Consider the following 19,807-nt stretch of genomic DNA (forward strand, 5'->3'; position numbering starts at 1 on the left):
CCGGGCCGACCGCCACCCACCTACGACTGCACCTCCGACTCGAGCGCCGCTTCCCGCAGCGCCGCCGCCACCCGGCTGGCAGCGTCCGTCAACGGCCGAGGCAGGTGCGCCAGCAAGATCCGCCGCTGCTCCCCGGGCCCACCCCGAACCGGCAGCACCCGCACCCCGGGCGGCACGACCGGCCCGAGCGCCCCGGGCACCGTCGTGATCCCGCATCCGGCCGCGACCAGCTGAAGTTTCGCCAGCCAATCGCGCGCGGTGTGCGCGATCTCGGGCCGCTCGTCCAGGCCCGGCCACACGCCCAGCAGGCGGTCGTCTCCCGAACCGGCGATCCACCTCCGTCCGCGCAGGTCGACCACGTCGATGTACTCGCGCCGGGCGAGCGGGTCGGACTCGGGCACCGCCACCCGCAGGCTTCGCTCGGTGAGCGTGTGCACCGTCAGCGCCGGGGTCTCGGTGTCCGGCGGGCGGAACGGCGGGGCCGACGCCAGCAGCGCCAGGTCGACCGTCCCGGCACGCAGTGCGCGCACGAGCGCCGGTGTCCCGCCCTCGCGGCTGACCACCGTGATGGCCGGGTGCGTGCGCCGCAACGCCGTGAGCGCGCGGGGGAGCAGGTCCGCTCCCGCCGTCGGGAACCAGCCGAGCCGGACCGTCGCCTGCTCGCCCGGGAGCCCGGCCAGTTCGCGGGCCGTGGCGTCGAGCTGGTCGAGCACGACCGCGGCGCGGCGGACCACGATCCGGCCCGCCGAGGTGAGCCGCACGCCGTCGTGGCGGCGCTCCAGCAACGTCGTCCCCGCCGCGCGTTCCAGGGCCGCGATCTGCCGGGACACCGCGGACTGGGTGTAGCCGAGCGCGGTCGCCGCCGCCGTGAGCGTGCCCCGCTCCGCCACCTCCCGGAACACCCGCAGTGCGGTCAGTGACGCGTCGGAGAAGGCCATGACGTCCACGCATACCAGGTCGGTTCGCTGCCCGCCGCGCGCATACCCCGGCTGTGACCGCCACCACCGGGCCCGGGGACGACCAGGGTGTCTCACCGGGGCGAACCGGCCCCGCCGGGGGCGAAGGTGGTGGAGCGCGGCGAACCCCGCCGCCACCCACCCGGAGGAGAAACCCACCATGGACATGAAGCTCGAGGTCGTGGTCCTGCCCGTCACCGACGTCGACCGGACCAAGCACTTCTACAAGACCCTCGGCTGGCGCGAAGACGCCGACATCGAATTCGGCGAAGCGCGGGTCGTGCAGCTGACCCCGCCGGGGTCGGCGGCGTCCGTCCACTTCGGCACCGGCATCACCGACGCCGCTCCGGGCTCGGTGCGCGGCACCTACCTCGTCGTCGACGACATCGAGGCCGCCCGCGCCGAGCTCGCCGGGCACGGCGTCGACGTCAGCGAGGTCTTCCACCGCGACGCGACCGGCGGGTTCGCCCCCGGCGCCCACCCCGACCGCGGCACCTACTCGTCGTTCGCCTCCTTCAGCGACCCCGACGGCAACACCTGGCTGCTCCAGGAGATCACGACCCGGTTCCCCGGCCGGACCAGCGGCGTGGCGTACGGGTCCGCCGCCGAGCTGGAGCAGGCCCTGCGGAAGGCCGCCGCAGCGCACGGCGAGCACGAGAAGGAGCTCGGGCACTACGACGAGGCCTGGCCGACCTGGTACGCCCGCTACCTGGCGCAGGAGCAGGACGCCTGAGCGGCGCCCGGGACCCGAGAAGAGAGAACGCGATGTCCACGATCCACCTGAACCTGCGCACCACCGCGACGCCCGAGCAGTTCCTCGCCGGGCTGACCGACTTCGGCCCCGGCCGCGCCGAGCTCTTCGGCCGCAGCGCGGACGAGTACCTGCGCGTGCACGACCGGAGCCCCGGCCACGCCGACGTCACCGAAGGGTCGGGCGGGGTGTGGGAACGCCTCGACTACGACTGGTCCGATCCCGCCCGGATCGTCATGAAGACCACCGACTCCAACGTGTGGGGCGGGGCGTCCGGGCACACCTACACGCTGACCCGGCTGCCCGACGGCACCACCGAGGTCGACGCCGTCGTCGTCCGTGAGGGCAAGAACTTCAAGGGCCGCCTGCTCGGCGGGTTGCTCGGCCTCGTCGGCAAGCGCGTCCTCGGCGGTGAGCTGGCGAAGACCGCGAAGGCCATCGAGGCGAGGAGCCGCGACAACGCCTGATTCCGCGCGGCCGGCGCTGCGATAGTGTTCGGGCACCCGGCACGGGCAGCCCGCCGTCGCCGGCCGGGCCGCGGGAGGTACGCATGCCGGGGCTGATCGGCCGGCACGCCGAACGCGCCGCCCTCGACCGCCTGCTCGCCGGAGCGCGGTCGGGGCAGGGCCAGGTGCTCGTCCTGCGCGGCGAGGCCGGGATCGGCAAAACCGCGCTGCTGGACCACGTTCAGGCGCAGGCGGCCGGGTTCCGGGTCGCGCGCGGCGCGGGCGTCGAATCCGAGCAGGTGATGGCCTACGCCGGGCTGCACCAGCTGTGCGCGCCGTTCCTCGACCGGCTCGACCGCCTCCCCGAACCCCAGCGCGACGCGCTCGGCACGGCGTTCGGGCTGAGCGCGGGCGCCCGGCCGACCCGCTTCCTCGTCGGCCTCGCGGTGCTGACGCTGCTGGCCGAGGTGGCCGAGGAGCAGCCGCTGCTCTGCCTGGTCGACGACGCGCAGTGGCTCGACCGGATGTCCGCGGTGGTTCTCGCATTCGTCGCCCGGCGGCTCCTCGCCGAGCGCATCGCGGTGGTCTTCGCGTTGCGTGACGACGGACGAGACGGCGACCTGGCCGGGCTGCCGGAGCTGCCGATCGGCGGGCTGGCGGAAGCCGAGTCGGACGCGCTGCTGGGTTCGGTGCTCACCGGGCCGGTGGACGGCCGCGTCCGCGACCGGATCCTCGCCGAAACCCACGGCAACCCGCTGGCGCTGCTGGAGCTGCCCCGCGCGTGGACGGCCGCGGAGCTGGCCGGGGGTTTCGGGCCGGCCGGGGCCGTGCCGCTCGCCGGGCGTCTCGAGCAGGGATTCGCTCGTCGCCTGGACCCGCTGCCCGCCGACACCCGCAAGCTCCTGCTCATCGCCGCCGCCGAGCCGCTCGGCGACGCCACCCTGCTGTGGGCCGCGGCCGGGCGCCTCGGCCTCGGTGCCGACCCCGCGGCCGGCGCCGAAGCGACCGGCCTGATCGAATTCGGCCGCCGCATCCGGTTCCGGCACCCGCTGGTGCGCTCGGCCGTCTACCGGTCGGCACCGGCCCGCGACCGCCAGGACGTGCACCGCGCGCTGGCGGAGGTGACGGACCCGGACCGCGACCCCGACCGCCGCGCCTGGCACCGCGCCCAGGCCACCGTCTCCCCGGACGAAGACGTCGCGGCCGAACTCGAACGTTCGGCCGGACGCGCCCAGGCCCGCGGTGGCCTGGTCGCCGCGGCCGCGTTCTTCGAGCAGGCGGCGCTGCTGACCCCCGAACCCGCCCGGCGCGCGGACCGCGAGCTGGCGGCGGCCGCGGTCAAGCGGGACGCGGGCGCGCTCGAGGCGGCGCTCGAACTCCTGGACGCGGTCGAGACCGGGCCACCGGACCCGGCACGCGCCGCCGAGGTCGAACGCCTGCGCGGGCAGATCGCGTTCGACCAGCGGCGCAGCGGCGAAGCGGCCCGGACCCTGCTGCGCGCCGCGGACCGGCTCACCCCGCTCGACCCCGGCCGGGCGCGGGAGACGTACTTGGAGGCCCTGGCGGCCGCGCTGTGGGCCGGGACCGACCTCGCGGCGGCGGCCGAAGCCACCCGCGCCGCACCGCCGGCACCCGTGCCACCCCGGGCCGTCGACCTCGTCCTGGACGCGCTGGCCACCCGGTTCACCGACGGCCACGAGGCCGCGGCGCCGCTCCTCGGGCCGGCGCTGGCGGCCGTTCGCGCGCTGGACGTCGAAGGGGAGGACGCCGGGCGGGTTCTCTGGCTGCTCGGCAACCGCGCGGGTGGCGTGATCGCCACCGAGGCGTGGGACTTCACGGCCGCGCGGGAGCTCGCCACCCGCCAGGTCCAGCTCGCGCGCGACGCGGGCGCGCTGGTGCAGCTGCAGTTCGCGCTCAACTTCCTCGCGGTGGCCGAGCTGTTCGCGGGCGAGCTGACCGCGGCGGCGTCGTCGGCCGAGGAGGACCGCGCGATCGCCGACGTCACGGGCAATCCGCCGGTCGGGTACGCCGCGATGCTGCTCGAGGCGTTCCGCGGGTCGTCGGAGCTCATCGCGGACACCGCGCGTGAAGCGTCGGAGCGAGGCCAGCTCCGGCTGGTCAGCCTCGCCGACCACGCGACGGCGGTGCTGTCCAACGGCCTCGGCCGCCACGACGTCGCGCTGGCGGCGGCGGCCCGGGTGTTCGACCGCGACGTGGTGGGGTTCCAGGGGTTCGCCACCACGGAGCTGGCCGAGGCGGCGTCGCGGACCGGCGACCAGGCACGGCTCGAGGCCGCGGCCGCGAGGTCGTCGGAGCGCGCGGGGACGGCCAAGACGGCGGAGGCGATGGGGCTCGACGCCCGCGTGCGCGCGCTGTGCGGCGACGACGCGGACCGCCTCTACCGCGAGTCCATCGCCTGCCTCGAGAAGACGACGCTGCGGGTGGAGCTCGCCCGCGGCCATTTGCTGTACGGCGAATGGCTGCGCCGCGAGGGCCGCCGCGTCGACGCCCGCGCGCACCTGAACACGGCGCACGAGCAGCTGTCGGCCATGGGGGTGACGGCGTTCGCGGAGCGGGCCCGGCGCGAGCTGCTGGCGACGGGGGAGACCGCGCGGAAGCGGACGGTGGAGGTGACCGACGAGCTCACCGCGCAGGAGTTCCAGATCGCCCGCCTGGCCGGCGAGGGGTATTCGAACCCGGAGATCGCCACGCGGCTGTTCCTCAGCCCGCGCACGGTCGAGTGGCACCTGCGCAAGATCTTCACGAAGCTGGGGATCAGTTCCCGCCGTCAGCTGCGGGACAGCGCACTCGTCGGCTGAACGACCATGGTGCTCGCCGGGCGGACGGGGTACAACGGGAGATGTGTCCGAGCGCGTCCGGCGCCGTGACCAGCACGTCGTGGTGGAGCGGGACGTGCTGGTGCGGTACCTCGACGCGTGGACGGCGACGACGTTGCGCTCCCAGCGCGGCGGCACGTACGTCGAGTGCGGCGGGTTCGCGGCCGACGCGGTGCGGGTCTTCGCCGAGTTCGCCGACCGGCTCGACGGGCACCACCTCGAGCTGGTGGTCACCGGCCCGGCGCCGGTGGCGGTGCCCGCGGGGTTGAGCGTCCGGGAGATGACCGAGCCGTTCGGTTTTGCCGGGCCGGTGCTCGCGCACGTCGAGGACGACTGGCCGGTGGCCGAGTCGCTCGCCCGCGGCAAGGGGCACGAAGTGGTGGTGACGGGCGCCGAGCCGGGCGACGACCACCGAGCCCGGCTGCGGACGGCGGGCCTTCGGTGCGTGCTGGCGGTCGACTTGGTGGCCGAGGACGGGGCAGCGCAAACGCTGGTGTTCGCGACGGCGGACAGCAAGCACCTCGCGACCTTCAAGAACGAGCTGTGGGCGGTGGACGAGTTCGCGGGCATCCGCTACCGCGACCCGCGGGACCCGGAGCGGACGTTGGTCGACATCTCGCTGACCCCGCAGCTGTTGCCGCTGCGGCGGGTGTTGTCGGCGGAGTTGGCTCGGCGGGGTTCGTGTTCGGTGGCGGAACTGCAGCAGCACACGCTGCTCGAGACGATTTACCGTCCGGCCGATGCGGTGGCGGCCTTGACGGCCGCCGCCGCGGCGGGAGATATCAGCCGGGAGCCGGAGAAAGGGCGACTCACGCCGCGGACGGTGGTCGCCTGCCGGTAGGAGTTCAACTCAATGCGCGGCGGGTGAGGTCGCCGCACCTGTCTTCTTGGCGTCGCGCGCCACGAGCGCGTCGCCGTCATGCCGTCGCCGAGGCGGATGGTGGTTGGCACGGCAGGGTTCCCCTGCGCAACGCGTGGTCGCCGTCGTTGCCGTCGTCGGCCCACACCACCTCCTTGCGGCCCGACGCGCAACTCGACTGCGGGGCGATCGCGAACCCCTCGTTGTTGTAGTTCGGCATCTTCGCCGGGCGCGCGTACGTCGCCGCTACCTTGAACCGGCCGTCGACCAGCTTCAGGCGCGCCGAGCGGCCGTCGCACGTGTTGTCGCACACCGACCAGAGGCTGCCCGTCTCCGGCTCGAACTCCAGCTCCATGACGTTCGGGAAGCCCGCCGAGAACGCGGCCACCCGGGTGAACCCGCCCCCGGACCGGTTCAACGCGTACGCGTACACCTTGCCCTCGTCCTCGAGACCGACGAAGTACAGGCCGGTGCCGTGGTCGGGGTAGGCGGCCGGGTCGTACGGCTTCTTCGTGTGCTCGTCGAGGAAACCACCCGCGGTCAGGAAGGTGTCCGGGATCCAGCTGATGGCTTCGAAACCGCCGTTGTCGTCGACGGCGGGCAGGTCGTCGGTGAGGTCCCACTCCGCCACCGCGTCGAGCGAGCTACCCGTGGCAGAGCCGTCGAATCGCAACACCTTCAGCAGGCTGCCGTCGCCGTCGTTGTCGCGCTCGGTCGCCGCCACGACGCCGTCCGGCGTGGCCACCACCGCTTCGGCGTCCGGGTCGCCGCCGCCGTCGGCGTAGTGCAGCCGCTTGCCCGACGACCAGCCGTCGGCCGGGCGCCAGAGACCGTCGCGGCGGACCAGCCGGTACAGCGTGCCCGGGCCGTTCTTCACCGCCCACAGCACGTCGGCGCCCTGGAACGACAGGCCGCTCAGGTTGTCGCCGAAAGCGCCGGCCGCGTCGGCGACCGCGACGGCCGGGTCACCGGGCCACGCCGCCGCGGTCGAGGCCTGGGCGCTGCCGGGTGGAACGGTGAGCAGGCCCGCGACGAACAGGGTGCCTGCCATGGCGAACCGGCGGGAGAGGTGCACGTCGCCCCCTGAAGTATTAGGAAAGAATCTTAACAAAGCGGGACTGTAGCCGGGTGATCGACTTCCGGCAACCGCCGGACCGGGGGAAATGCCACTGAATCGAGAAGGAGGCTCGCGCCGTTGACAGTAGTTAGGAAACTTTCCTAACTTGAGACGCATGTCCGACAACCGACGGCGCCGGAACCCCGCCGAACAAATCCGGCTGGCCGAGTGGCACGACCACTACGTCAAGAAGCACACGCGGCGCGGCGTCCTCCGCGCGACCGCCGCCGGTGGTGCCACGCTGGCCGCCGGGCACCTGCTGCTGCCGGGAACCGCCGAAGCGGCTCCCGGGCCGACCGTGCTCCTGAGTGGCGAGAAGGTGGCGGGCTCGACGCAACGTCCCTTCGGGCGGCACCTCGGTTTCGGAGCCGACGCCTCGCGCCAGGTGGTCGTCTCCTGGCAGACGCCGGCGAAGGTGACCGCGCCCTACCTCCGGATCGGCACGGCCGCGGGCGACTACGGCGCCACCGTGCCCGCCGAGGTGCGCGCCCTGACGAGCGACCTCTCGTGGCAGACTCCGGAGCACGACTTCCCGCCGCACAGCGGGTCGGCCGTCACGCAGTACTACCACCACGTCAAGCTGGACAACCTGGTCCCGAACACGACCTACTACTACGTCCTCGGCCACCAGGGCTACGACCCCACGACCAGCGGCCGGGTCGGCGAGGTCGCCACCTTCCGCACCGCGCCGGCGGCGGGCGGCACCGGCACGTTCTCCTTCACGGCCTTCGGCGACCAGGGCGTCGGCTACAACGCCCTCGCCACCAACAGTCTCATCGCGGACCTCGACCCGCGGTTCCACCTCGCCATGGGCGACATGAGCTACGCGCTCGAGGGCGAAGGCGGGCACCCGAAGGAGGACAAGTACGACGCCCGCAAGTGGGACTCGTTCTTCGCCCAGAACGATCCGGTCTCGTCCGGGATCCCGTGGATGGTCGCCCTCGGCAACCACGAAATGGAAGGCTGGTACGACCACCACGGCTACGGCGGCATGCGCGCCCGGTTCACCATGCCCGACAACGCCTGGGCCGGATCGACGTGCATCTACTCGTGGCGCTACCAGAACGTCGGCCTGATCAGCCTGGACGGCAACGACATCTGCTACAACAGCCCGTCCAACCTGGACTACACCGAAGGCAGGCAGACGGCGTGGCTGAAGAGCCAGCTGAAGAAGTTCCGCGACGACCCGAGCATCGAGTTCATCGTCGTCTACTGCCACCAGTGCACGTACTCGACCTCCGACGCGAACGGCGCGGAGCTGGGCGCGCAGCAGAAGTGGGCGCCGCTGTTCGACCAGTACCAAGTGGACTTGGTCCTCAATGGACACAACCACCTCTACGAGCGCACCGACCCGATCAAGGCGGGCAAGGGCACCAAGAAGGCCTCGCCCGGCGCGACCGTCAACCCCAAGACCGACGGCGTCACCTACATCACCGCGGGCGGGGGCGGCGAGAGCATCAACGACTGGATCGACGAGAAGGTCGGCGATTCCTACATCGGCCACGTCAACGACGCCACGGTCACCATGCGGTGGGACGACGAGGACGGTGGCGGGCACTCGAAGAAGGTCACCTGGTCGCGGGTGCGCTACCGCGGCTACAGCCTGGTGCACGTCGAGGTCACGCCCACCGTGGGCGGCACGCCCGGCCGGTTGAAGGTGCGCGCGTTGACCGAAGACAACGTCCTCGTCGACGAAGTCACCCTGCGGCGGGGTTGAGTTTGGTTTCGCACCGGATGCTCGGTGCCGCTTGGGTTCCGGACGCGACGCAGTCGACGGCCCGGCCGGCGCCGGGCACCGGGTAGCTGTAGACGATCGGCGCGTCGGAGTCGGTGCCCACGGAGAACTTGAGGACCGTCGGCTGCCAGGAGCCGGTGCCGTGCAGGCTCTTCGAGTAGTACGTCGTGTTCGGCCCGATGGTCGTGCCCATGCCTTCGTCGTCGCCGTTCAGCTCGTGCACGTTCAGGACGTAGTCCCCGGCGGTGTACTTGCCTTCGTTCGCGTGCCCGGCCTCGGCCGGGACCGCGCTGAGGACCTCCGGCGCGACCGGGTCGGCGGCCGTGGCCATCACGGTCGCGCCGATCGCCACCACCGCGGCCCCGGCCGCGACGGCGGTCACGCCGACCCGCTTGACGGTGAACTCCATGACCACTCCCTCGCCCTCGCCGGACTCCCGATGCTGATCAAGCTAGGGGCTCGCGCGGGCCCGTGACCTCGGCCGAAGGGGCAGGACGACGTCTGCCGCCTCGGCCATTCGGCCGATGTCCGCCCGCGGCGCGGCCTTGACACCCGCATCCGGTCATTCATACATTCGATGTCCAGTTGTATGAATGACGTGGGGAGTTGGTCCGCATGCGGCTCGGCCAGACCGCCGTCGTCCTGGGCGGCAGCGCCGCCGGGCTCTGCTCGGCCGGGGCGCTCGCCCCGCACTTCGACCGGGTGCTGGTGCTGGAACGCGACGAGCTCCCGGCCGCGGCCGAGCACCGCCGCGGCGTGCCGCAGAGCAAGCACCCGCACTTCCTGCTCAACTCCGGCCGCCGGGCGATCGGCGCGTTGTTCCCCGGCTTCGAGGAGCACCTGATCGCGGCGGGCGGGCTGCACCTGATGCCGTCCATGGACGCCGCCTACCTCGACGGCGAAGGCTGGTCGGCGCGCAAGCGCAGCTCGATGACGATGATCTACGGCTCGCGCATCCTCATCGAGCGCGTGCTGCGCGACGAGGTGCGCGGCCTGGCCAACGTCGTCATCCGCGAGGGCGCCACGGTGACCGGCCTGCGCACGTGCGCCGGGCGGGTCACCGGCGTCGAGATCGGCGAGGAGCACGTCGACGCGGACTTCGTGGTGGACGCGACGGGCCGCGGCTCCCCGGTCGGCGGCTGGCTGGCGGCCGCGGGCTGGCCCGAGCCCGAGGTGCGGACCCTCGACGCCAAGGTCACCTACACCTCGCGGTGGTACGACCTGCCCCCGCAGCGGCCCGCGTCGTGGTGGTGGCAGCACCTGGTCGTGATGCCGACGCCGGACAAGGGCGAGCACCCCGACGAGCACGAGTTCCTGGTCAACTTCTTCCCGATCGAGGGCGGCCGCGTCATCGCCTGCATGGGCTCGTGGGGCCTGGACATGCCCCGCACGGCGGACGCGTTCGGCGAAGCGGCCCGCCGGGTGCGGACGCCGTTGTTCGCGGCCGCGATGGACCGGTGCACGCCCACTTCGGAAGTCCACCTGACCCGCTCGACGGGCAACAAGTGGCGCCGCTACGACCGGCTGCGCACACCGCCGGAGGGGCTGGCGTTCGTCGGCGACTCGATCTGCGCGTTCAACCCGTTCTACGCGCAGGGCATCAGCTCCGCCGCCGGGTCGGCCCTGCTGCTGCGCGAGCACCTCGCCCGCGCCGGACGGCTCGACGCCGGGTTCGCCAAGGAGTTCCTGCTGGCGCAACGGAAACTGCTCGCCGTGCCGTGGCGCCTGGCGATGGCGCGGGACCAGGGCTACGAATGCGCCGTGGGCACCGAGAAACCTCCCGAGTGGCGGCGCCGCCTGCTCGCCGCCGCATCCGGCCCGGCCTTCCGGCTCATCGTCGGGGCGGCCCGCGAAGACGACGTCGTCGACGAGCACTTCGCGAAGGTGTTCAACCTCGACGAGTCGCTGGGGGAGATGCTGCGGAACCCGCGGGTTCTCGCCGGGCTGGTGCGCTACCGCGTCCGCGCGGCGCTGGGCAGGCACCGGGTGCCGTTCGGCTTCGACCCGCGCGCCGAGCCCCCGGCCACGGACTACTCGGCGGCCACGGCGGCCACGCGATGAGCGACGGCTGCGGACCGGACGCCGAGGCCGTCACCCGCGGCCTCGGCTTCGACTGCCACGACGTCTCGCCGGTGGTCTCGGTCCGCTTCCCGTGGGAGCTGGCGAACTGGACGCTGCCGGTGCTGGAGGTGCTGATCGTCGGCGGCGCCGTTTTCGCGCTGCTGCACGCGATCCGCCGCCACCGCGCGGGCGACCCGGTCAACCTGGTGCTGTGGTGCGCCTCCCTGGTCTACCTGTTCGTCACCGAGCCGCCGCTGTACTTCCCGGAGTGGTTCGGCCTCGACGCGGTCTACGGCTTCATCTTCGCGCACAACCTGTTCACCGTGCAGTTCATGGGGGACCGGCTGCCGCTCTACATCGTCGCGTTCTACCCGGTGATCAGCCAGCTCGCCTACGAGCTCGTGCGCACCCTCGGGATCTTCCGCGACCGCGGCCCGCTGGCCGGGGCGGTCGCCGTCGCGTTCGCCTGCCAGGTCTTCTACGAACCCTTCGACCAGGTCGGCCCGCCGCTGCGGTGGTGGGCGTGGAACCCGGCCAACGACGTCGTCAACCACCCCGCGCTGGCGACGGTGCCGTTGACGAGCATGCTGCTGTTCGCCTCGGTGTCGATGGCGGGCCTGACCTACTTGGTCGTGCGCCTCACGCGTGGGGCCCGGCTCAGGTGGTGGCGCATCGTCCTCGCCGGGGTCCTGACGCCGTTGACCATGGTGGTCGCGAGCGTCCCGGCCGGGTTCGCCGGGGAGAGCGGCACCGCGCGGGCCTGGATCCTCGGCGTCGAGCTGGCGCTGGTGTGGGCGGCCGGGGCCTGGGTCGTCTTCAGGCGCCGCGGCCCGGCCGAGCCGCTGTCCGCGTTCGCCCGGTGGTACCCGGCCCTGTACCTGGCGGGCATGGCGCTGTTCTGGGTGCGCGCGCTCGGCGACGGCGTGCCGATCGGGAGCGGGCTCTACGCGCTGGCCTGCCTCGCCGGAGCCGGGCTGCTGCTGGGCGCGCTGTACCGCCGGGCGCCGGCCCGGGCCGCTCGGGAATGATGGAGCCCATGGGGCACCACGGCTGGCGGGGCAACCCGCCCGGCACCGAAGACGAGGCACGCCGCCGGATCGTGGCGGCGGCCACGGCGTGCCTCGACCGGGTCGGGCTCGCCAAGACGAACCTCTCCGACGTCGCCGCCGAGGCCGGGGTGACCCGGCAGACCGTCTACCGCTACTTCCCGAGCCTCAAGGACATCCTCCGGGCCGTGGCGCTGGCCGGGGTCGAGGAGTTCGCCGGGCGGATGGCACGCCACCTGGCCGCGTTCGGCACCGCCGCCGAAGTGGCCGTCGAATCGGTGGTGTTCGCGCTGCGGACGGTCCCCGGCGAGCCGCACCTCGGCCTGCTCCTGCAGGCGGGCGAGGCCGACTTCTTCACCGACGGCGTGATCTCGCCGCAGGCGTTCGACTTCGGCGCGCGGATCCTGCGCGACGTCCCGGTCGACTGGCGCGCGGCCGGCGTCGCCACCGACGCCGACCTGCGCGGGCTCGCCGAGGTCCTGATGCGGCTGTTCATGTCGTTCCTGCAGTACCCCTCGGCCCCGGACCGCACCGACGACGAGCTGCGGGCCCTCGTCCGCCGCTGGGTCGGCCCGGCGCTCGCCGTCAGTCCAGCCGGACGGGCAACGCCTCCAGACCCCGCATCAGCCGGCTGAACCGCCACTTCGGTTCCGAGCCGACGTCGAGCCGCAGCCGCGGGAACCGGGTGATGAGCCGCCCGATGGCCACCTGACCCTCCAGCCGGGCCAGCGGCGCGCCCAGGCAGTAGTGGATGCCGTGCCCGAACGCGACGTGGCCGCCGGTGCGGCGGGTGAGGTCGAGCCGGTCCGGCTCGGGGAACCGGTGCTCGTCGCGGTTGGCCGAGTTCAGCGACACGGCGACGAACTCGCCCGCCGGGATCTCCACCCCGCCGACCACCACGGGCTCCGCCGTGAACCGGTACGTGCCGACGTGTACCGGGCCCTCGTAGCGCAGCAGCTCCTGGACGGCACCCGGCAGCAGCTCCGGATCGGCGCGGAGCTTGTCGAGCAGGACCGGCTCCCGCAGCAGCGACAGCACACCGTTGCCGATCAGGTTGACCGTGGTGTCCTGGCCCGCGATCACCAGCAGCGACGCCATCGCGACGAGTTCGGCGGCCGACAGCCGGTCGCCGTCGTCGGACACGCGCACCAGCTCCGAGAGCAGGTCGTCGCCCGGTTCCGCGCGCTTGCGCTCGATCAGCTCGCCGAGGTAGCCCAGCAACCGGGTCGACGCGGCCGCGAGCTGCCCGGCGGCGTCCTGCGCGGTGATCACCAGCACGCACTCGCGGAAAGACTGACGGTCCTCTTCGGGCACGCCGAGCAGCTCGCAGATCACCGTCATCGGCAACGGTTCGGCGTACGCGGGGAGCAGGTCGGCCGCGCCGTCGGCGGCCATCGCGTCGAGCAGCTCGTCGGCCACCGCCTCGACGCGGGGCCGCAGCCGCGCGACCACCCCGCTGGTGAACGCCTTCCCGACCAGCCGCCGCAGCCGCGTGTGGTCCGGCGGGTCGGAGTTGAGCAGGTGGGCATCCAGGGCCCGGAAGGCCGGGCTCAGCGCACCCGACCGCGGCCCGAGCTGTTCGGCCATCAGCTCCGTCGTGCGGCGCGAGTCCTTGCGCACGCGCGGGTCGGTCAGCACGGCGCGCACGTCGTCGTAGCGGGTGACCAGCCACAGCCGCACGCCGCGCCGGATGAAGACCGGCCGGACCGGGGCTTCGGCCCGCAGCAGGGCTTCCAGCTCGTGCGGGTCCTGGACGTAGTCCGGAGCCAGCTCGAGCGGTTCCACTGTCACGACAGCGCCGCCACGACGTCGTCGAGGAGCGCGGCCAGCTCGGCGGGCCGCGTCAGGAACGGGGAGTGGCTGCCGGGCAGGTGCCGGACGACGTCCGTCAGCCCCTCGGCGACGGCCCGCTTCATGAGCGGTTCGGGCATGGCCCGGTCGTCGTCGCAGACGATCAGCGCGGACGGGGTGTCCCGCCACGCCTCGCGCGTCAGCTCCTCGGTGAACGCCTTCGCGCTCTGCGGCCGCAGCCGCGCCACCGCTTCCCGCGCCAGGTCGGCGGGCACGTCGTGGTAGAGCGCCTCGAGCGGGTCGGCGCCGGGCACGAACTCCGTCTCCGGCGGGAACCACGGCCCGCCCAGCGGGGAGACCAGGGATTCCCCCGCCTTCAGCACGTGCGCCGCGAGGTAGACGAGCGCGCGGACGTTCGGCGCCGCGGCCTCGGTGGCGGGGACGCCGCCGTAGGAGTGCGCGAGCAGGGTCACCGGGCCGTCGATCGCGGCCAGGTGCGCCTCGACGGCGCGGGCGTCGGCGTGCATCCCGGCCGCCGGGTCGCCGGACGTGCTCGGGAGGTCCACAGTGGACACGGTCCAGCCGCGGCCGGCCAGCTCGGGCCGCAGCGGCTCCCAGCACCAGGGTCCGTGCCAGGCGCCGTGCACGAGCACCAGGTTCTTCGGTTCGGTCATGTCGTCCTCTTTCACTGGGTGAACAGCGACCAGGTTTCGGCGTGGCCGAAGCCCATCGCCTCGTAGAGCGGCACGCCCAGCGGGCTGGCGTGCAGGAAAGCCGTGCGCGCGCCGAGGGCGTATGCGTCCCGCAGCACGGCGGCGGTGGCGGCGCGGCCGTAGCCGCGGCGGCGGAACTCCGGCGGCACGCCGATGTTGAACACGCCCACCAGGTCGTCCACCAGGACGCCGAACGACGTCGCGACGGGCGTGCCGTCGACCTCGGCGACGTAGGCGCGCATCGTCGGGTGGTCGAGCACGGACGGCCGGGCGAAGACGGTGAACAGCGGATCCGGGCCCTCGTACCCGGCGGCCATCGTGGTCCGGTAGAGGTCACTGTCCACACTGGAGACGTGCCGGACCTTGACGCCGTCGGCCGCCTCGCGGGCGTCGTCCGCGTCGAGGTCCTTGAGCATGAACGGCAGGTGCGTCTCCCGGCCGAGGCCGTGCGCCGCGGCCGTGGCGGCGATCCGGTCGGCCACCCGCTCGCCGCGGACCTGGATGCTCCACGCCACGGCGGCCAGCCGCACCGACGCGGCGAACTCGGCGATCTCGCCGGGGTCCGGGTCGGCCGCGATCCCGATGACGCCGTTCAGCAGCGGCATCGGGGCGCCGGTGACGAGCTCGGAGGTACCGGCTGTGCCTTCGCGGTAGTAGCCGCCGGGCTGGGTTTCGGCGAACAGGGCCATGGATCTGATCCAGGCCCGCGCGGCCCGGTCCGTTCGGGAATCGGTCATGCCGCCGAGTCTCCGGGCCGGATGTCGACGATCCGTAGACGATCCGAGACCTGGCAGACTGGGCGCATGCGGCACGCGTTCCCCTGCGGCGACCTCGCCCTCGACTTCGCGGGCACGCGTAGGGGCCGTCGCGACCCCGTGCCGCGGGAAATGCTCCGCACGCCGGCCGACCTCGACGTGTGGTTCGTCGAGGCGGGGGTCGCCGACCGCGCCCCGGGCAGCGGCCCGGACGACCTCGCCGACGCGCTGACCCTGCGCGAGGCGGTCTACGCCCTCGTGCGGGCCCGGCTCGTCGGCGATCGCGGCGCCGCGGAGGCGGTCGCCGTGCTCAACCGGGCCGCCGCGCGGCCGTCCGTGGTCCCGCAGCTCGGCCCGCGTGGGCGGACGGTGGAGGCGACGGCCGGGCAGGCGCTGTCGTCGGTCGCCCGCGCCGCGGTCGCGGTCCTGGGCGGCCCGGAAGCGGCGCTGCTGCGGGAGTGCGGCCGTCCCGGGTGCACCCAGGTGTACGTCGACACCTCACGTGGTTCGCGGCGCGAGTGGTGCGCGATGGCGACGTGCGGCAACAAGATGAAGGCGCTGGCCCACCGCGCCCGGCTGCGCGGCAACCCGCCGTTGCGCCCTTCTCGGCTGGGGTCCTAGCTCATTCGAAGGAGCAGCCGGGGTTGGGCTCGTCCACGGCCAGCGGCTGGCCGACGGGGCTCCGGTAGAGCACCTCGAGCACGACCGGCGTCGTGCCGAGGTTGCGTCCGATGTGGACGTATCCGGCCCCGCTTTCCTCGCTGATGAACTGCCCGGGGCGGTAGACGCCGTCGAGGGCGCAGCTCGCGTCGTTGTGGGTGAGCACGCCCTCCTTGACGAAGCCGGTGACCTGGCCGGGGTGGTAGTGCCAGCCGGTGCTGCCGCCGGGGGCGAGGGTGATCTCCTTGAGCACGTAGTCGGTGTCCCCGACGACGTGGTCGTAGAGCGTGACGGCCGAGACGCCGCGGCCGGGTGTCGCATCCGCCGTGCCGGGGAGCGCGACGAGCGCGACGCAGGCGGCGGTCAGGGCGAGGGGCTTCCGGTTCATGCGCCCGAAGCTAGCGCGGAAATGTGGACAACCGCTGTACGCGGCATGGGCGGTGTCGATCATCCGTACACACCGCGCCGCCGAGGTGGGTTGAAGGGGACGTTCATGGCATGTGGTGAGCGGAAAGGGCCCTTCAGCGCATCAGATGCCACGAACGTCCCCTTCAGCACGGCCGGGCCGGGGGCGCATGACGCACGTCACACTCGCGGGCTGTCACGCGGTCCGCGGCACCGGTGTCCTGTGGTCGACCGAACGACGACCGAGAGGACGAGAGTCATGGAACCGCGCTTGGACCTGTTCACCACCGAGACCGGCACCCGGCTGGGCAAGCGGTTCGCGAGCCTCGGCCAGGTGATCGAGCGGTCGCCGCTGCCGAAGTCGACCCAGGAGCTGGTCAGCCTGCGGGCCAGCCAGATCAACGGGTGCGGCTGGTGCATCGACATGCACGTCAAGGAGGCCGCGGCCGCCGGTGAGTCGGCCGTCCGGCTGCACCTCGTCGCCGCGTGGCGGGAGTCGACCGTCTTCACCGAGGCCGAACGGGCCGCGCTCGCTCTGGCCGAGGAAGGCACGCGGCTGGCTGACGCCTACGAGGGTGTCTCCGACGAGACGTGGGCGCGGGTGCGCGAGCACTACGACGACGAGCAGGTCGCGGCCCTGGTGGCGTTGGTCGCGCTGATCAACGCGGCCAACCGGCTCGCGGTGATCGTGCACCAGAAGGGTGGCTCCTACCAGCCCGGGATGTTCTCGGACTTCGCCGAACGCGGCTGAGGACGCGGAAAAGGCGCCCCCGTAACCGAGGGCGCCTTTCCGCACTGCTCAGACTGTCGCTTGTGGACGCTTCAGGAACGCGGCGAGGAGCGTGCCGACGACCACGACCGGGGTGATCCAGAGGAAGGCCCCACCGATGTGGTGCGCGACGTCGTCACCCAGGAGGCTGCCGAAGACCGCGACGCCGAACGCCGCGCCGATCGAGCGGGCGAACGTCACCACCGCGCTGGCCGCCCCGATGTCCCCGGCGGGCACCGCGTTCTGCGCCGCCGTCAGCGCCACCATCGGGACCATGCCGATGCCGATCCCGGTGACCAGGAAGTAGCCGACCAGCGTGAGCTGCGAAGTTCCCGGGGCCAGGGTGCTCAGCAGCAGGAGCCCTGCGACGTTCAGCGCCATGCCGGTCACCAGGATCACCCGCAGGCGCGCCGGGTTCGCGACCCACCGCCCGGCGAGCGACTGGCTGACGACCAGCCCGAGCACCAGCGGCAGCATGTGCACGCCCGACAGCGTGGCCGACACCCCGTCGACGACCTGCAGGTACGTCGGCAGGTACACCAGCACGCTGAACATCGCGACGTTGGCGACGAACCCGATGAGCGAGGCGAGCACGACCGTCCGCGAGGCGAACATCGACAGCGGCAGCACCGGCGCCGCCGCGCGGCGCTCGACCGGGATCACCAGTCCGACGAGGACGATCGCCGCGACGCCGAGGGCCAGGATGCCCGGCGACGTCCAGCCCCACCGCTGCCCGAACGACGTGATCAGCACCAGCGCGGTGGCCGCGCCGGCCAGCAGCAGCGCACCGGCGTAGTCGATGCGGGCGGCGGGCTTGCGGACCGCGGCGGGCAGCGCGCGGGCGGCGAGGACCACGGCCACCAGCCCGACCGGGACGTTGATCAGGAACGCCCACCGCCACGAGAGCTGGTCGGTGAACAGCCCGCCGAGCAGGGGGCCGGCGATGCTCGCGACGCCGTACACCGAGCCGAACCGGCCCTGGTAGCGGCCGCGCTCGGCGGGCTCGACGATGTCGCCGACGAGCGCGAACGTCAGGACGATCATCCCGCCGCCCGCCAGGCCCTGGAGGGCACGGGCGGCGACGAGCTGGGGCAGGTCCTGGGCCAGGCCGCAGAGCGCGGAGGCGACCAGGAACGCCGTCGTGGCGACGAGGTACAGGCGCTTGCGCCCGAGCATGTCGCCGAGCTTGCCCCACAGCGGGGTGGCGGCGGTCGAAGCGAGCAGGTAGGACGCCGTGACCCAGGCGATGTCGCGGAACCCGCCGAGGTCACCGGCGATCTTGGGCAGGGCGGTGGAAACGATGGTCTGGTCGAGCGCGGCCAGCAGGACGGCGAGGACGAGGGCCGCCATCGCCGGGCGCACCGCGGGTCTGGCGGGGGTGTCGAGGATCATCGGTCTTTCTTTTCCGGAACGGTGATGGTCTTGTATTCGGTGTAGGTGCCGAGGCCGACGGCGCCGTATTCGCGGCCGAGGCCGCTGGCCTTGAAGCCGCCGAACGGGCCGTCGAAGCCGACGGGCGCGCCGTTGACGGTGACGGTGCCGGTGCGCAGCCGGCGGGCGACCGCCAGCGCGTGCTCCTGGTCGGCCGACCACACGCCGCCGGACAGGCCGTACTCGGAGTCGTTGGCGATGCGGACGGCGTCGTCTTCGTCGTCGTAGGCGATGACGGCCAGCACCGGCCCGAAGATCTCCTCCTGGGCGATGCGCATCGAGTTGTCGACGTCGGCGAACAGCGTCGGCGTGACGTAGTTGCCCTTTTCCAGCCCCGGCGGGACCTCCGGGCCACCGGTGACGAGCCGCGCGCCCTCTTCGACGCCGATGCGGATGTAGTCGAAGACGCGCTGCTGCTGGTCACGGCGGATCATCGGGCCGATGAACGTGCTGTCGTCGGCCGGGTCGCCGACACCGAGGGACTCGATGAGCGCCTTGAGCCCGGCGACGACCTCGTCGTAGCGCTCGCGCGGCGCGAGGACGCGGGTGTGCGCGATGCACGACTCGGCGTTGTTGAGCAGGGAACCGAACTTGAGGCCCTGGATCGCGGCGTCGAGGTCGGCGTCGGGCAGGATCACCGCGGCCGACTTGCCGCCCAGCTCGAGGCTGACGCGCTTGAGCTGTTCCCCGGCCAGCGACGCGATGCGGCGGCCGGCGCGGGTGGAGCCGGTGAAGGCGATCTTGTCGACGTCCGGGTGCTTGACCAGGTACTCGCTGGTCTCGCGGTCCGCGGGCAGGACGCTGATGACGCCCTCGGGCAGGCCGGCCGCGGCCAGCAGGTCCGCGAGCAGGTTCATGCTCAGTGTGTTTTCCGGCGAAACCTTGAGCACGACGGTGTTCCCGGCGAGCAGCGCCGGCATGATCTTGGCGAAGGCCGCCGAGAACGGCGAGTTCCACGGGATGATCGCGGCGACGACGCCGATGGCTTCGCGGCGCACGACCGACCGGAACGCCGCGGCGGGGTCGGACGGGGTGAGCGTCCGCTCCCAGTCGAACTCTTCTGCCGCCTTCAGGTAGGCACGGGCCTGGCGGCTCAGGCCGGGCTGGCCGGCCTTGGTGAACCAGAGCGCCGAGCCGTTCTCGGCGGAGATGAGCGCGGCGATCTCGTCCGCGCGGTCTTCGCGCAGGGCGGCGAGCTTGCGGAGCACGGCGATCCGGTCCGCGGGCGAGGTCCGCGGCCACGGACCTTCGTCAAAGGCCTTCCGGGCGGCCGCGACGGCCCGGTCGACGTCGGCGGGCAGGGCCTGCGCGGCGCGGCCGATGACGGAATTGTCGTGCGGGGAAACGATGTCCAGCAGCTCGGGGCTGCTCGGGGTGGTCCACTCGCCGCCGATGAAGAGCTGGGTGTAGGTGAGCACTGCCTGCCTCCTGGTCGTTCTCGATCTGCCACATCAATGTAGCACTTACTGTCGAGA

19 protein-coding genes are annotated in these 19,807 nt (G+C 73.0%); 10 read left to right on the forward strand and 9 right to left on the reverse strand.

Going from position 1 to position 19,807, the window contains the following annotated elements:
• Positions 1-20 precede the first annotated feature (20 nt).
• Positions 21-938 (reverse strand): LysR family transcriptional regulator, encoded by a 918-nt coding sequence (locus tag QP939_RS35725; protein WP_285459921.1) that lies wholly within the window; start codon positions 936-938, stop codon positions 21-23.
• A gap of 178 nt (positions 939-1,116) precedes the next feature.
• Between QP939_RS35725 and QP939_RS35730 the strand changes: the two genes are divergently transcribed.
• The 4 genes from QP939_RS35730 to QP939_RS35745 all read left to right on the forward strand — a co-directional run bounded on the left by QP939_RS35730 (position 1,117) and on the right by QP939_RS35745 (position 5,831).
• A complete protein-coding gene (locus QP939_RS35730; protein WP_285450764.1) occupies positions 1,117-1,689 on the forward strand; it encodes a VOC family protein in 573 nt (190 codons plus the stop codon).
• Between the two features lie 32 nt (positions 1,690-1,721).
• Positions 1,722-2,174, forward strand: coding sequence for a hypothetical protein (locus QP939_RS35735; protein ID WP_285450765.1), 453 nt, complete (start codon positions 1,722-1,724; stop codon positions 2,172-2,174).
• 83 nt (positions 2,175-2,257) lie between these two features.
• Positions 2,258-4,972, forward strand: coding sequence for a helix-turn-helix transcriptional regulator (locus QP939_RS35740; RefSeq protein WP_285450766.1), 2,715 nt, complete (start codon positions 2,258-2,260; stop codon positions 4,970-4,972).
• 43 nt (positions 4,973-5,015) lie between these two features.
• Entirely contained in the window at positions 5,016-5,831 is an 816-nt protein-coding gene (locus QP939_RS35745; RefSeq protein WP_285450767.1) for a hypothetical protein, read from the forward strand.
• 76 nt (positions 5,832-5,907) lie between these two features.
• On the opposite strand, the gene QP939_RS35750 is transcribed toward QP939_RS35745, so the two are convergent.
• Entirely contained in the window at positions 5,908-6,924 is a 1,017-nt protein-coding gene (locus tag QP939_RS35750; RefSeq protein ID WP_285450769.1) for an SdiA-regulated/phytase-like domain-containing protein, read from the reverse strand.
• A 157-nt stretch (positions 6,925-7,081) separates the two neighbouring features.
• Here QP939_RS35750 and QP939_RS35755 point away from each other — a divergent pair, with 157 nt between their 5' ends.
• Positions 7,082-8,683 carry a purple acid phosphatase family protein gene (locus tag QP939_RS35755; protein ID WP_285450770.1) on the forward strand — a complete coding sequence of 534 codons (1,602 nt, stop codon included), beginning with the start codon at positions 7,082-7,084 and terminating at the stop codon, positions 8,681-8,683.
• Here QP939_RS35755 and QP939_RS35760 read toward each other — a convergent pair.
• Entirely contained in the window at positions 8,664-9,110 is a 447-nt protein-coding gene (locus QP939_RS35760; RefSeq protein WP_285450771.1) for a hypothetical protein, read from the reverse strand. The two genes, QP939_RS35755 and QP939_RS35760, sit on opposite strands and share 20 nt — an antisense overlap.
• A gap of 206 nt (positions 9,111-9,316) precedes the next feature.
• Between QP939_RS35760 and QP939_RS35765 the strand changes: the two genes are divergently transcribed.
• Genes QP939_RS35765 through QP939_RS35775 form a run of 3 tightly spaced genes read left to right on the forward strand, consistent with a single transcriptional unit; the run spans position 9,317 to position 12,443 of the window.
• Entirely contained in the window at positions 9,317-10,762 is a 1,446-nt protein-coding gene (locus tag QP939_RS35765; RefSeq protein ID WP_285450772.1) for an FAD-dependent oxidoreductase, read from the forward strand.
• On the forward strand, positions 10,759-11,790 hold the full coding sequence (locus QP939_RS35770; protein ID WP_285450773.1) for a hypothetical protein: 1,032 nt from the start codon (positions 10,759-10,761) through the stop codon (positions 11,788-11,790). Before QP939_RS35765 ends, QP939_RS35770 begins: the two co-directional genes overlap by 4 nt.
• A gap of 8 nt (positions 11,791-11,798) precedes the next feature.
• Positions 11,799-12,443: a TetR/AcrR family transcriptional regulator gene (locus QP939_RS35775; protein WP_285450774.1), complete on the forward strand. Its 645-nt coding sequence runs from the start codon at positions 11,799-11,801 to the stop codon at positions 12,441-12,443.
• On the opposite strand, the gene QP939_RS35780 is transcribed toward QP939_RS35775, so the two are convergent.
• From QP939_RS35780 to QP939_RS35790, 3 genes are read right to left on the reverse strand one after another with little or no spacing between them, the layout of a single operon-like run.
• Positions 12,394-13,599 carry a cytochrome P450 family protein gene (locus QP939_RS35780; protein WP_285450775.1) on the reverse strand — a complete coding sequence of 402 codons (1,206 nt, stop codon included), beginning with the start codon at positions 13,597-13,599 and terminating at the stop codon, positions 12,394-12,396. The genes QP939_RS35775 and QP939_RS35780 overlap by 50 nt on opposite strands.
• On the reverse strand, positions 13,596-14,273 hold the full coding sequence (locus tag QP939_RS35785; protein WP_285450776.1) for an alpha/beta fold hydrolase: 678 nt from the start codon (positions 14,271-14,273) through the stop codon (positions 13,596-13,598). Before QP939_RS35785 ends, QP939_RS35780 begins: the two co-directional genes overlap by 4 nt.
• Positions 14,274-14,284: 11 nt before the next feature.
• The gene (locus tag QP939_RS35790) at positions 14,285-15,049 is read right to left on the reverse strand and encodes a GNAT family N-acetyltransferase (protein ID WP_285450777.1); all 765 of its coding nucleotides are present in this window, start codon (positions 15,047-15,049) and stop codon (positions 14,285-14,287) included.
• Between the two features lie 66 nt (positions 15,050-15,115).
• Between QP939_RS35790 and QP939_RS35795 the strand changes: the two genes are divergently transcribed.
• Complete coding sequence (locus QP939_RS35795) at positions 15,116-15,688, forward strand: CGNR zinc finger domain-containing protein (RefSeq protein ID WP_285450779.1); 573 nt, start codon at positions 15,116-15,118, stop codon at positions 15,686-15,688.
• Position 15,689: 1 nt separating this feature from the next.
• On the opposite strand, the gene QP939_RS35800 is transcribed toward QP939_RS35795, so the two are convergent.
• Positions 15,690-16,115, reverse strand: coding sequence for a cupin domain-containing protein (locus QP939_RS35800; protein WP_285450781.1), 426 nt, complete (start codon positions 16,113-16,115; stop codon positions 15,690-15,692).
• A 276-nt stretch (positions 16,116-16,391) separates the two neighbouring features.
• Here QP939_RS35800 and QP939_RS35805 point away from each other — a divergent pair, with 276 nt between their 5' ends.
• A complete protein-coding gene (locus QP939_RS35805) occupies positions 16,392-16,883 on the forward strand; it encodes a carboxymuconolactone decarboxylase family protein (RefSeq protein ID WP_285450782.1) in 492 nt (163 codons plus the stop codon).
• 48 nt (positions 16,884-16,931) lie between these two features.
• Here QP939_RS35805 and QP939_RS35810 read toward each other — a convergent pair whose 3' ends face one another.
• Both QP939_RS35810 and QP939_RS35815 read right to left on the reverse strand, forming a co-directional pair.
• On the reverse strand, positions 16,932-18,293 hold the full coding sequence (locus tag QP939_RS35810) for an MDR family MFS transporter (protein ID WP_285450783.1): 1,362 nt from the start codon (positions 18,291-18,293) through the stop codon (positions 16,932-16,934).
• The gene (locus QP939_RS35815; protein ID WP_285450784.1) at positions 18,290-19,750 is read right to left on the reverse strand and encodes an aldehyde dehydrogenase; all 1,461 of its coding nucleotides are present in this window, start codon (positions 19,748-19,750) and stop codon (positions 18,290-18,292) included. The genes QP939_RS35810 and QP939_RS35815 overlap by 4 nt, the downstream gene beginning before the upstream one ends.
• Positions 19,751-19,807: the final 57 nt, after the last annotated feature.

The organism is Amycolatopsis nalaikhensis (genome assembly GCF_030264295.1).
Lineage (GTDB): Bacteria > Actinomycetota > Actinomycetes > Mycobacteriales > Pseudonocardiaceae > Amycolatopsis > Amycolatopsis nalaikhensis.